Below are 12150 nucleotides of genomic sequence, written 5' to 3' on the forward strand. Positions count from 1 at the left end.
TGATAAATCGTCGGTTGTCGTGTGCGATGCCGCCCCACACGCCTTTACGCCCCGGCAATCGCGGCTCAAGTAGCGCCCACGCCGCATCGGAGATATCATGTCGTTGATAGGCATCAGCCATTCGCGTCCACCGCAGTTTATGTAAAAAACTATTTTAACATATCACGTGACGACACTGTCTAGTGGTCGCCCTCCTTTCCCTCTGTGGGATTTTAGCGGCTACAACAGCGTCACCACGCAAACGGTTCCCGCCTGCGGGAGCCATGAGCCTATGAGCCACTATTTCGATTCTTCTCACTATAAACCTGCCGTCGGCCAGCTTGTCCTGGATCGGGCACTTAGCCAGAATACAGGCAGTGTGCCCGATGATTTTGGGGTGCAGATAACGCCATCAAATATCGAGAGTGATTTGGCAACGATTCGGCGGGATCGTGAGCGTTGGCGCTCTGCTCACCCAGCCGACCACAAGGAAATCTGGCAGCTTGCAGCGCGTGTATTTAGCAAGAAGAAGAGTACTTATGACTTTCTCTGCCCGAAGACAATCCCAGTAGCTCGAACGGCCAGCGCATCGCCGCCGCAACACTGATTTCATTCGGATACACCCTGTTCCAGGGTAATTTGGCGCCAGTAAGACAAGGTGCGCGAGATATTTTAGCGCGCGGCTTATGTACGATATGTAAGGGGAGGCGTTGACCAACGCAAATCGCAACGAGTCTTGGATTGTTAGCGATATCTATCAGGCAGTTTCCGGCGCGATCGCTTCTGCGTAGTCATACAGCGCTGCCAGAATTTCTTCGCCGCGCTCGTCCGCGGTTTCAGCCAGCGTATCAATTTCGTTGAATAATTTCTCCAGCGTGCGTGCGCCGCTTGCGCCTTCAAACAGGCGCGCGGCGCGATGCTCGTGCCAGCGCTGCGCTTCGCCCTCGCTTAGCGTAGCCGGGAAATTACGGGCGCGGTAGCGGAACAGCAGTTCTTCCAGACGCGGGTCGTCGAAGCTGGGGTGGGCTTGCGCCAGTTGTTCGGGCGGCAGACTCCGCAGCCGGTTCAGCACGCGGCGGTCGTTGTTGCCGACGAAGCCTCCGTACAAGTCCGCGTCCACATCCACGGCGCCTGCTGCCGGACGCTGGAATACGTCGCGCCAGATGGCCAGCATATCCGGCGCATTGGCAAAGCGGCTGGCGTACTGCAGGCCAGCAGCGATATCCATGCCCCAGCGCTCGGCCATCGCAGGCGTCAGCGTGTTGAGATTGTTGATGACGACGGGCGATTTGTTGAGATGGATGGTCTTGATCGGCAACCGACTCACGCCTTCCGGCAAGGCAGCAGCTGCCGTGAATAGGCGGGTACGGATGCTGGCGGCGTCGAGCTCGAACAGTTCGGCGGGATCGAACGCCAGATCCCAGACGATGACTTCGTTTTTGTTAGTGGGATGCAGCGCCAGCGGCCACGCCAGCATCAGGCAGCCGCGCTCGGTCGGCACCATGCCCGACACATGCAGGAACGGGCGCGGCGCATGCAGGCTGATCTGTTCGGCCACCGCGTCTTTTTTGTGCAGGGTGAAGCAAAAATCAAACAGGCGTGGCTGGCGCCGTCGGATCAGCTGCGCCAGTGCGATGGTGGCACGCACGTCGGACAGCGCATCGTGCGCGGCAGCGTGGGCAAGGCCATTGGCGGCACTGAGGTGTTCGAGCTTGAAACTCGGGCGGCCATCCTCTTTGGTCGGCCAGACGATGCCTTCCGGACGCAAGGCGTAGGTGGTGCGCACCACGTCGAGCAAGTCCCAGCGCCCGCAGTTGTTTTGCCACTCGCGCGCGTAGGGGTCGGACAGATTGCGCCACAGCAAAAAACGCGTGAATTCGTCGTCGAAACGGATGGTGTTGTAACCCACGCCGATGGTGCCGGGCTGGCTGAATGCCTGCTCGATCTCGCTGGCGAACCGGTATTCGGGCAGGCCGCGTTCCAGGCACAACTGCGGCGTGATGCCGGTAATCAGGCAGGATTGCGGATCGGGCAGGTAATCCGGCGCGGGCTGGCAGTAGGACATCAGCGCCGCGCCGATTTCGTTTAATTCCGCATCGGTACGGATGGCGGCGAACTGGGCCGGGCGATCGCTGCGCGGGTCGATGCCGAAAGTTTCATAGTCGTGCCAGAGAAAGGTGTGCATGCGCTCAAACCACCTCGCCCCAGAGGTCGTGCTCGCCGCTGTCGGTGATGCGTACTTTGGCAAACTCGCCCGGCACCAAGCCAGCCGGATTTTCGATGACCACCACGCCGTCGATCTCCGGCGCATCGGCGTAAGAACGAGCCACCGCGCCCTCCTCCGTAATTTCATCCACCAGCACGGTCATGGTTTGCCCCACGCGCGCGGCGAGGCGGTCGGCGCTGATGTCGGCCTGCAATTCCATCAGGCGCGCGCGACGTTCTTCTTTGAGCTGTTCGGGAACGTGGTCTGCCAGCGCGTTGGCGGTTGCGCCTTCCACCGCCGAATAGGTGAAGCAACCGACGCGGTCAAGCTGAGCCTCTTCAATGAAATCCAGCAACATCTGGAAATCGGCCTCGGTCTCGCCGGGAAAACCCGCGATGAAGGTGCTGCGGATCACCAGTTCAGGACAGATTTCGCGCCAGGCCTTGATGCGCGCCAGGGTATTCTCGGCGGCGGCAGGGCGTTTCATGGCCTTGAGTACTTTCGGGCTGGCATGCTGGAACGGAATATCCAGATAGGGCAGGATTTTGCCCGCCGCCATCATCGGGATGACTTCATCCACGTGCGGGTAGGGATAAACGTAGTGCAGGCGTACCCACACGCCCAGTTGCGACAACGCTGCGGCCAGTTCGGTCATGCGTGTCCTGAGCGGACGGCCATTCCAGAATCCGGTGCGGTACTTCACGTCCACGCCGTAGGCGCTGGTGTCCTGGGAAATGACCAGCAGTTCTTTCACGCCGGCGTTGACCAGATTCTCCGCTTCCTGCATCACGTCGCCGATGGGGCGGCTCACCAGATCGCCGCGCATGGAAGGAATGATGCAGAAGGTGCAGCGGTGGTTGCAGCCTTCGGAAATCTTCAGGTAGGCGAAGTGGTCGGGCGTCAGGCGTATGCCTTGCGCGGGAACCAGATCGAGGTAAGGGTCATGCGGCTTGGGCAGATGCGCATGGACGGCTTCCATCACCGCTTCGGTGGCATGTGGACCGGTCACTGCCAGCACGCGCGGATGCGCCTGGCGCACCACATCGCCCTTGGCGCCGAGGCAGCCGGTGACGATGACTTTGCCGTTTTCCGCCAGCGCCTCGCCGATGGCATCCAGCGATTCTTCCACGGCGGCGTCAATAAAGCCGCAGGTGTTGACCACCACCAGGTCGGCGTCGCTGTAATTCGGCGCAATAATATACCCTTCGGCGCGCAATTCGGTCAGAATACGTTCGGAGTCGGACGTCGCCTTGGGGCAGCCCAGAGAAACGAAACCAACTTTTGGAATTTTAGTCATCTGTTCGATCTATCCGTGTTTGGAAACCAGCGTCGCCATGTACATTGTTTTGTTTGCCTGCGCCTATATCTGGATCATGATGGTGGCCACCGCTCCGTCCCTGCTCAAAGGGATTGCCGTATTCGTCATCGGCGGCAGCCTGATCGCTCTGATCTATTACATCCTCGACACGCCGGGGCGCAAACGCCGCAGAGCGGCTGAAGAAGATTAGGCGTATTTGCCCACCAGCATCTCCGTCACCGCAATGGTGGCAATCCCGGCGCCGATCAGCAGCACTTGCTCCACGGTCGCCATCAGTCCAACCCGTTTGTGCAGCCCGGGGATGAGGTCTGCAACCGCAACGTAGATCATGCTCGCCGCCGCCAGCCCCAGGAATACCGGGATCAGGTTCTGCATGGATTGCAGTGCATAATACGCCAGCAAACCACCCACCAGCGTTGCCGCGCTGGACAGCAGGTTATACGCCAACGCGCGCGCCTTGCTGTAGCCGGAATGCAGCAGGATCAGAAAATCGCCAACCTCCTGCGGAATCTCGTGCGTAATGATCGCCAGCGCAGTGACGATGCCCAGCTGCACATCCGTGAGAAACGCTGCGGCAATCAGAATACCATCGACAAAATTGTGGAAGGTATCCCCGACCAGGATCATCATTCCGCTGCGGCCATGATCGTGCCCGTCTTGGCTATGGCTGTGGGTCTGTTCCAGACCGTGAGTCTCACAGGTTTCGTGGTGGCAGTGGCGCCACAACACCAGTTTTTCCAGCACGAAAAAACCCATGATGCCGGCCAGCACCGTGGCTGCGGTGGTGTGTGCGTTGCCGGATGCCTCGAACGCATGCGGCAGTATTTCCAGAAAAACCGCACCCAGCAAAGCACCAATCGCATAACTCACCAGCATCCCAACCCAGCTGGGTTTGGCCGCATAAGCGAACACCGCAGCAGCCAATACGCTCAGCGCACCGCCGAGAAAGCTGGCAGCAATAATCCAGGTGAGGATGGTCATGGTGGCAAGAGAATGGGTTGCTGAGAGGGGTGGCTCGAAAGCCCTTAACGCCGCGTTCGCGCCTGGCGCTTTCACTGTTGTGGCGTGATTCTCTCACAGCCCGTAACCGTCAGCAACCACAATAAAAAAACCTATCGTATGTACGCTAGCGTACGGATTTCGAGTGGCCACAATGCAAAACTGCCAGAACACAATTCGCCGGAAATAAACATGTTGCGCCGCATCCTGAGATGGCTGGGCTACCTTCTGGCGGCGATAACCATCATCATCGTCCTATTGATCCTGTTCTTCGACTGGAACTGGTTGCGTCATCCTATCGAGCGCGCCGTCACCGAAAAAACCGGACGCGCTCTGACGATCAATGGAAACCTCGATGTCAAACTGGGCTGGCCGGTCACGCATGTCCAGGTTACCGATATCACCTTCGCCAATCCTGCCTGGGCCAAGCAGCCGTTGATGTTTAGCATCAAACGCGTGGATGGCGGCATCCGCTTGCCCCAATTATTCGAACGTCAATTCTGGCTATCGACAGTGAGGCTCACTCAGCCGCAGGTTTTTCTCGAACAAAGCCCGGACGGCCGCAAGAATTGGCTACTGGACCGCAATCAGAAAGATGAAAACGCCCAGGCCAGAATTGATCGCATCGTGCTGGATAATGGTCATCTCACCTACAGTGACCCGGCGCAGAAAACGCAAATTCAGGCCGCGCTTTCCACACGCCAAACCCTGTCGCAGGGTGCTGCAACTGCGGATATCGTATTCAGCGCACAGGGCGAATACAAAGGCTTGCCATTAAATGCGAGTGGCAGTGGCGGTACCATCCTTGCGCTGAGCGATGAAACGACGCCCTACCCTATCAACATCAAGGCCAGTCTCGGCCACACCCAACTCCAGGCTGCCGGTACAGTGACCAGCCTGACCCACTTTAGCGCTGTTGACTTGAACATGACGCTGAGCGGCCTCAGCCTCGATCAGTTATATCCGCTGATAGGCATTGCCCTGCCACGCACCACCGCGTATTCGACCAAGGGACACCTGCTGCATAACGCCCGGCAATGGCGTTATGAAAAATTCACCGGGCGTATTGGCAATAGCAACGTCATAGGCAACATGCAAGTCGATGGAGGCGGCAAACGCCCGTTTTTGCGGGGTGATTTAACATTTCAGTTGTTGGATCTGGCGGATCTTGGATCGCCAGTAGGCATGAGCAAGCAAAACAAGGGTAAATCTTCAGCACCCAATCGGGTGCAACAGGCTGCCTCTACACAGTCTGTCGCCAGTCAGAACAAACGCGACGTGCTGCCTGATCTGCCTTTCCGCACCGAACGCTGGAATAGTGTAGATGCCGATGTCAAAATTCAGGCGAAACGCATCCAGCGCGCACGCGCGTTGCCTATCGAAAACCTTGAGACTCGTGTTCGAATGAACAATTCTGTATTAACCCTCGACCCACTGAAGTTTGGTGTTGCGGGCGGGACGCTGGCGGGTGCCATTACCCTCAATGGTCAACACGACCCGATTCAGGCCAAATTGAACATTCATGCACGAAAAGTTTTACTCAATCAATTATTCCCCACCTTCAAGCTGAGCAAAACCAGCATCGGTCAGGTAAACGGGGACTTTGATCTCACCGGAGAAGGCAACGCTATCAGCCAGATGCTTGCCAGTTCCAACGGAAAAGTTGTCCTGCTTGTAAATGGCGGCGAAATCAGCAAGCTGATGCTGGAAACCATCGGTTTACACCTGTGGGAAATATTGCAATTAAAAATTACCGGCGACAAAGTCGTCAAATTGAATTGCGCCGTCGCTGATTTCGACGTCAGGAAAGGCGTGTTGCAAACCAGGACAATGCTGCTGGATACCCAGATCACCACCATCACCGGTAGCGGCGATATTAATCTGGCACAAGAAACCATCAATCTGGATTTAATACCCCACACCAAGGTAATCAGCCCGCTGGCCTTGCGCACCCCGATTTACATTCGGGGTAAATTTGCCAAGCCCGAGGTATCGATCGACAAAACCAAGCTGGCATTACGTAGTGCCGGTGCAATTGCCCTGGGCGTGATCAACCCTTTCCTGGCGATTATTCCCCTGGTCGATACCGGCCCTGGGAAAAACAGCGAATGCGGTCGTTTGATTCAGGCGGCAAAACACTAAGCCTTTCGATAGGATTCATTGTCCAACTCACCTGCTTGAAAGATTTAATTAATAGCGCCGAGTGGCAACTGCGCGCCATGACAAAAAAGTGGACTTGTTTGTTCTTGAGTAAATTTTTGCTCTGGCGAGCCGCATATCGCGCAATTCTGAAATACATTTCGTGATAAAAACGTGATCATATCGTGATCTCCTTGTGACCTCCGCATTCCATGCTGGCGATGGGCGAAAACAACCCGGCGTGTCTGTCGAGTTCGTCCATACAAATTTTCCGCCATCAAACAAGGAGGCAACATGAAGAAACCTATCTTATCCGTCCTGACGGCTGCCCTCTCTGCCAGCGCAATTCTGGTAGCACCGGCTGCTCATTCCGATGACGAAGGAATACGCCATTACGCGATCACCATCACCAATATCACACGCGGACAAATCCTGGCACCCCCTGCGGTCATTGCGCACAATGGTGACTACAAACTTTTCACTCTAGGCACTCCTTCCAGCACTGAATTGGCCATGCTGGCAGAAGAAGGGAACCCGTCCTCACTGCTTGATTCGGTTGCCTCAACCCCTTCGGTTTATCGTACGGCTCGGGGAACTGGTGGCATCATGCCGGGAGCATCAATGACTATTGAAATTGAAACAACCAGCAAATTCTCTGAAATTTCCATAGCATCAATGCTGGTATCCACCAACGACGGTTTCATGGCGGCGCGTGGGATACAGGCACCCAGGCGTGGCGGGCTGACCACCGAGGCAGATGCCTATGATGCAGGGAGTGAAGCCAATACTGAAAACTGCGCTTTCATCCCCGGCCCACCATGCGGTAGCCATGTGCACGACCCCGCTCCGGCGGAAGGATATGTCTATGTGCATTCAGGCGTGCATGGTGGGGGCGGTTTGACCCCTGCACTACATGACTGGCGTAACCCAGTGGCGCAAATTGAAATTAAACGTATCAACTAATCCGTCATGACTGGTGTTTCTCCGCCGAGCCGCTCCAGGGTTTGGCGGAGGAGTCAATCCGGATGCCTGCAGAGGGCTGTAGAATTCGGCTGCAATATCGATGCCTGATTTTCTCTGACTGCGATTGCACTAAACGACGGACTTCATTCTGCCCCTTCCGCGGCCGTTAAAGGTAAGACAATCCATTTCATGCATTAGGAACAGTATGCGCGTATCGTCTCTCACCCGCTTGCTCATCGGCGTTATTCTGGTTGTGGCTTTGCCAGGCATCGGCTGTTTTGGCTGGTACTCGCTGGATGCCGTGGCGAACACCAGTACATTTGTGAAAGTGATGGTCGTTGCAGCCTATCCGGCTGCTCTTATTTCGCTCGCCTTCCAGCTGCTTGCATTGTCTTCTTCAAATCGAAACTGGCGAACCGTGTGGATCCCCGGGTTTTTTTGGCAGTGGCGCTTACCATTGTGTACATTGCGCGAAACTAACTGCTGACCTGCTGGCTTCCTTTTCCACTTCTTTCTTCCGCTGAATCATTAAGAATGGCGCCTTCAGTTGGATTGGCTGATGGACGAGAGAATCCGCAGCCTTTACACTAAGCTCGAATTAGTCCGGGCACATAAAAACAATTCGCCTCTTCACAGTACCTCCCGTATCACGAATCGATAATCTCAAATACAACGCCCGAGCCGGTACGCGATGTCATCCATCTCCAAAAAAATTCTCGCGGTTTATCTTCTTGTTCTCACGCTGGGCCTCACACTGTCCACACTGATCTATATCAATGGGCACTCCGTATCCGCTGTTACCAATTCACTGGTTGTTGATAATTTACCCCGGCTCAACGCCATTTCAAAACTGCGCGTGGCTATTTTTGCGCAGAAACCCGTCCTGTACGAATACTACGCCACCACTGACCGTGCCGTTTTCCTGGAAAACTATGAAGCCAGGCAGCGCGAGGTTGATGCAGGGTTACACACCATTCATACGAATCAGGAAGGCAATAAACAGCTTTTACAGGTCGAATCGCTGGCCGAGGAAATATCACGGTATGCCGTGGAACTTGACCAAACCCTCAATACTCCACAAATTGATTGGGATCACGCGCGAGAAATATTGATTAAAGTTAGTAAAACAGAGAACAAAATCACTCCGGCGATCGATGCATTGGTCGAGTTGAACCAGAAAAGTGTCTTCGACAATGGCAATCTGGCTCAATCCAGCACCCGACTGATGATACAGATGGTCATCGGATTCAGCATTGTGATTTTCCTAATTGCCATTCTCATCGGCTATTACGTCAATGCATATATCGCGGAGAATGCGGAGAGAAGACGTCTTGCCACGTTTCCGGAACGCAACCCGAGCCCTGTCTTGCGTATGGCCTGGGATGGCACGGTTGCCTATGCCAATCCTGCCACGACGGAATTGCTCGCACGGCTCGGCCTGGCCAACACGAATCAACTTTTGCCTGATGATTTTAAAACGCGACTTGCCGAACTCAAAACCACCGGACGTGAAAACTTGTCGCTGGAATACACCAAACATAACCATGTACTCGACTGTTTTGTTCATGCCTTGGCAGATTTGCATATTTTTCACATTTATATTTCTGACATTACCGACCGCAAGCGGGCCGAAGAAGAACTCGTATACCAGGCTTATCACGACGAGCTGACTGGTCTGCCGAATCGCCGCATGCTGGGTGAACGGTTGCAAGAAGCAATCAGACAGGCAGAGGGAAATGGAAATAGCATGCTGGCGGTCGCTCTATTGCGGCTCGATCGCATCAAGCGAATACTGGAAAGCCAAGGCTATGAGGCCAGTGACAACCTCATGCATAGCATAGCGGCGCGATTAAACACCTTGCTACACGAGAACCGTGACTTGATTCGGGGTGCGGTATTGTTCCGCTTTGAAGGTGCGACATTCGGTTTACTGCTTCCGGAATTGACCAGCACACATCAACTACAATCGCTTGCAGAAAAATTGTTGATAAGCATGCATGAGCCATTGCATGTTAATAATCAGGAGTTCTTTTTTACACTAAGCATTGGAGCAAGTGTTTTCCCGGCAGACGGGCAGGATTCCGAAAGCCTGATCAGAAATGCGGAAGCGGCGGTCAATCGGGCCAAAACATTAGGCGGCAATATCTTCCAGAGTTACACCGAAGACATGAACAAGAAGGCGGAACGCTGGCTGTCTTTAGAGAATGGCTTGCGCCATGCTTTGGAACGACACGAACTGACTTTGCATTACCAGCCCCAGGTAGCGATCGCAAATAGCCGAATACTAGGCGTTGAAGCGCTGCTCAGATGGCATCGCGACGGGCAGACATTCATTTCGCCAGCGGAGTTTATCCCGCTTGCTGAAGAAGTCGGCCTCATTATCCCGCTAGGTGAATGGGTGCTACGTACTGCGTGTTTACAGGCTAAGCTTTGGCACGATGCGGGTTTTTGTGATCTGGTCATGGCCGTCAATATCTCTGCACGCCAGTTTCAGCATCCTGAATTTACCGAACTCGTTGCAGCAGTAATCAAGGAAACCGGGATCGACCCACGCTATCTGGAACTGGAAATTACCGAAAGTGTGACGATGCACGATGCTGAAAAAACCATCGCCACGCTAAACAGCCTGCGAGCCTTGAATCTCCAGCTTTCCATTGACGATTTCGGGACTGGCTATTCTTCACTCAGCTATTTGAAACGCTTCCCCATCAACAAGCTCAAGGTGGACCAGTCTTTTGTTCGCAACATGACTACCGACCCCAATGATGCGTCCATCACAAAATCCGTCATTTTGCTGGGGCAGAGCCTGAACCTGAATGTCATTGCCGAAGGAGTAGAAACGGCAGAACAACTCGCCTTGCTAAAACAGTATGGATGCGATGAAGTACAGGGTTATTTTTTCAGCAAACCCGTACCCCATAACGAGCTGGAACGCCTGCTGACCAGCAATCCGCAACAAACGATAGGCCTATAGCAATTCGACTGGTTGCGGGAATCAGTGATGGATCAGCCAAAAAATACCGGAAAATAAAATGGGCTCGAAATGAGCCCATTTTTGGCAATACAATACGTCCGAAGTAATAGTTCAGTGATGCGGTTGCTCAACCAATCATGGCTTGACGTACGAATAATGGTCCAGGGATTGCAGCTTGGAAATTTCGGCCACACCTGAAGGAACAATTTTGGCTTCGGGGATCACTGTTTTAGGATCAATTTTCCGCCCGACCAGGGTATTGTTGCAGACATCGAATTCCACTCCTTTGGCTTTCAATTCCTGAGCCGTAATATCAAAAGGGTTGCCCTGCTGATCCTTGGCGCCTTCTAACAGAAAATCCACACCTTTCCCGTGGGTAACAACCACAATGTGCGCTTGAGGATTGGCACTCAAATGGTTTTTAACGTTGTTCAGCGCCAGGCGCGCAATCGAACTATCGTTGACATGGTAAACCACATTTTCAGGGAAACCGCCAGCACCAGCGCTCTTGCCTGGCGATGCACCTGCTGAAACGCAACCAGTCAGCACGGCCAGACCTGCCAAAACTCCCACGGATATGAATTGTTTCAATCTATACAACATGATGCCTCCTCCTTTTGAATTGGATTTCAAATATTATCGTCCATGCATCCGGTTACGGGCATGGTGAATGCAGGTTTAATCATTCCCGGTATCTTGTAAATAGTCCGAAAGTACCCGTCAGGAAACCCGGTCTCGATTCCCTGCGTGCCCGCAATGAGGGCCAGGCTAATTGAGAGAAGATGGTTTGACGGGTACTTCGGTAACAACTTCAGGGAGTGCCGACTGGATGATTACCGTCACGCGACGGTTGCGTGAGCGGCCTGCAGCCGTTGCGTTGGAATCGACGGGTTGGTTCGATCCGTGTCCAACCGCTGTCAGGCGATTCTCGCTGATGCCGCTCTCGCCGAACAGCCTGACGACACTGCTTGCGCGCATCGCGGATAATTCCCAGTTGGATGGAAAAAAGGCGTTGCTGATCGGCAGATTGTCCGTATAGCCTTCAACCCGTATTGCATGTTGATCGTGCTTGAGCACCGCTGCGACGGCCTTCAGTGCCTGACTGGAATCCACGGTCAAAGTGGCTTCGCCCGGTGCAAACAGCAGGCTGGCATTGATTTCCACACTCACCCCGCGTGCCGTCTGGGTAACGCGAACCTTGCCCTCGCTGACCAGCGGCGCGAGCACTTTGAGGATGTCCCGGGCGATACCGGTCATCTGCTCCCTTTCGCGCCTTACCGCTTCACTGACATGGGGCCTTGGCACCAGCAGTTTTCCGGGCAGCGGCAATACCGGCTGCTCTGACCCGGATTTCGTCTGTGGTGTTCGCGTCTGTCCAAAAGCACTGCCGAGGGAATCGGAAAGCACGCGATACTTGCTCTCGTTTACCGACGAAATTGCATACATCACCACGAAAAATGCGAACAGGAGCGTAATAAAATCCGCATAGGAGACTAGCCAGCGCTCGTGATTGTCGTGCTCTTCTTCGTATTTTTTTCGGGCCATGGCGCTCACTCGTTAATAAGGCAAAAG

At 54.4% G+C, this 12150-nt stretch carries 11 protein-coding genes and 1 pseudogene; 6 read left to right on the forward strand and 6 right to left on the reverse strand.

The genetic code is table 11. From position 1 onward, the window contains the following. Positions 1–121: pseudogene (locus EI185_RS16395) on the reverse strand (IS5/IS1182 family transposase); the annotation flags it as partial. Between the two features lie 150 nt (positions 122–271). On the opposite strand from EI185_RS16395, the gene EI185_RS16400 reads away from it, so the two are divergent. Continuing rightward, the gene (locus tag EI185_RS16400; protein WP_124706231.1) at positions 272–586 is read left to right on the forward strand and encodes a hypothetical protein; all 315 of its coding nucleotides are present in this window, start codon (positions 272–274) and stop codon (positions 584–586) included. A gap of 150 nt (positions 587–736) precedes the next feature. Here EI185_RS16400 and sbcB read toward each other — a convergent pair whose 3' ends face one another. Continuing rightward, positions 737–2164, reverse strand: a complete 1428-nt coding sequence (gene sbcB, locus EI185_RS16405; protein ID WP_124706232.1) for an exodeoxyribonuclease I — start codon at positions 2162–2164, stop codon at positions 737–739. A gap of 4 nt (positions 2165–2168) precedes the next feature. Further along, complete coding sequence (gene rimO, locus EI185_RS16410; protein ID WP_124706233.1) at positions 2169–3482, reverse strand: 30S ribosomal protein S12 methylthiotransferase RimO; 1314 nt, start codon at positions 3480–3482, stop codon at positions 2169–2171. Between the two features lie 37 nt (positions 3483–3519). On the opposite strand from rimO, the gene EI185_RS18080 reads away from it, so the two are divergent. Continuing rightward, positions 3520–3693 (forward strand): hypothetical protein, encoded by a 174-nt coding sequence (locus EI185_RS18080; protein ID WP_189836446.1) that lies wholly within the window; start codon positions 3520–3522, stop codon positions 3691–3693. On the opposite strand, the gene EI185_RS16415 is transcribed toward EI185_RS18080, so the two are convergent. Then, a complete protein-coding gene (locus EI185_RS16415; protein ID WP_124706234.1) occupies positions 3690–4484 on the reverse strand; it encodes a ZIP family metal transporter in 795 nt (264 codons plus the stop codon). The genes EI185_RS18080 and EI185_RS16415 overlap by 4 nt on opposite strands. A 210-nt stretch (positions 4485–4694) precedes the next feature. Here EI185_RS16415 and EI185_RS16420 point away from each other — a divergent pair, with 210 nt between their 5' ends. The 4 genes from EI185_RS16420 (at position 4695) to EI185_RS16435 (ending at position 10578) form a co-directional block, all read left to right on the forward strand. Next, complete coding sequence (locus tag EI185_RS16420; protein WP_124706235.1) at positions 4695–6644, forward strand: AsmA family protein; 1950 nt, start codon at positions 4695–4697, stop codon at positions 6642–6644. Between the two features lie 291 nt (positions 6645–6935). Continuing rightward, entirely contained in the window at positions 6936–7604 is a 669-nt protein-coding gene (locus EI185_RS16425) for a spondin domain-containing protein (protein WP_124706236.1), read from the forward strand. Between the two features lie 205 nt (positions 7605–7809). Further along, entirely contained in the window at positions 7810–8091 is a 282-nt protein-coding gene (locus EI185_RS16430) for a hypothetical protein (RefSeq protein WP_124706237.1), read from the forward strand. Positions 8092–8295: 204 nt separating this feature from the next. Then, the gene (locus EI185_RS16435; RefSeq protein ID WP_124706238.1) at positions 8296–10578 is read left to right on the forward strand and encodes a putative bifunctional diguanylate cyclase/phosphodiesterase; all 2283 of its coding nucleotides are present in this window, start codon (positions 8296–8298) and stop codon (positions 10576–10578) included. Positions 10579–10713: 135 nt separating this feature from the next. On the opposite strand, the gene EI185_RS16440 is transcribed toward EI185_RS16435, so the two are convergent. Next, positions 10714–11181 carry a DsrE family protein gene (locus tag EI185_RS16440; RefSeq protein ID WP_124706239.1) on the reverse strand — a complete coding sequence of 156 codons (468 nt, stop codon included), beginning with the start codon at positions 11179–11181 and terminating at the stop codon, positions 10714–10716. Between the two features lie 165 nt (positions 11182–11346). Then, the gene (gene motD / locus EI185_RS16445; RefSeq protein WP_124706240.1) at positions 11347–12123 is read right to left on the reverse strand and encodes a flagellar motor protein MotD; all 777 of its coding nucleotides are present in this window, start codon (positions 12121–12123) and stop codon (positions 11347–11349) included. Between the last annotated feature and the right edge of the window lie 27 nt (positions 12124–12150).

This window comes from Sulfuriferula multivorans (assembly GCF_003851125.1).
Lineage (GTDB): Bacteria > Pseudomonadota > Gammaproteobacteria > Burkholderiales > Sulfuriferulaceae > Sulfuriferula > Sulfuriferula multivorans.

Bases quoted from the DNA above. Each gene is read 5' to 3' on its own strand.
- motD (WP_124706240.1), bottom strand. From the start codon at position 12,123: ATGGCCCGAAAAAAATACGAAGAAGAGCACGACAATCACGAGCGCTGG.
- EI185_RS18080 (WP_189836446.1), top strand. From the start codon at position 3,520: ATGTACATTGTTTTGTTTGCCTGCGCCTATATCTGGATCATGATGGTG.
- rimO (WP_124706233.1), bottom strand. From the start codon at position 3,482: ATGACTAAAATTCCAAAAGTTGGTTTCGTTTCTCTGGGCTGCCCCAAG.
- EI185_RS16425 (WP_124706236.1), top strand. From the start codon at position 6,936: ATGAAGAAACCTATCTTATCCGTCCTGACGGCTGCCCTCTCTGCCAGC.
- EI185_RS16430 (WP_124706237.1), top strand. From the start codon at position 7,810: ATGCGCGTATCGTCTCTCACCCGCTTGCTCATCGGCGTTATTCTGGTT.
- EI185_RS16440 (WP_124706239.1), bottom strand. From the start codon at position 11,181: ATGTTGTATAGATTGAAACAATTCATATCCGTGGGAGTTTTGGCAGGT.
- sbcB (WP_124706232.1), bottom strand. From the start codon at position 2,164: ATGCACACCTTTCTCTGGCACGACTATGAAACTTTCGGCATCGACCCG.
- EI185_RS16400 (WP_124706231.1), top strand. From the start codon at position 272: ATGAGCCACTATTTCGATTCTTCTCACTATAAACCTGCCGTCGGCCAG.
- EI185_RS16435 (WP_124706238.1), top strand. From the start codon at position 8,296: ATGTCATCCATCTCCAAAAAAATTCTCGCGGTTTATCTTCTTGTTCTC.
- EI185_RS16420 (WP_124706235.1), top strand. From the start codon at position 4,695: ATGTTGCGCCGCATCCTGAGATGGCTGGGCTACCTTCTGGCGGCGATA.
- EI185_RS16415 (WP_124706234.1), bottom strand. From the start codon at position 4,484: ATGACCATCCTCACCTGGATTATTGCTGCCAGCTTTCTCGGCGGTGCG.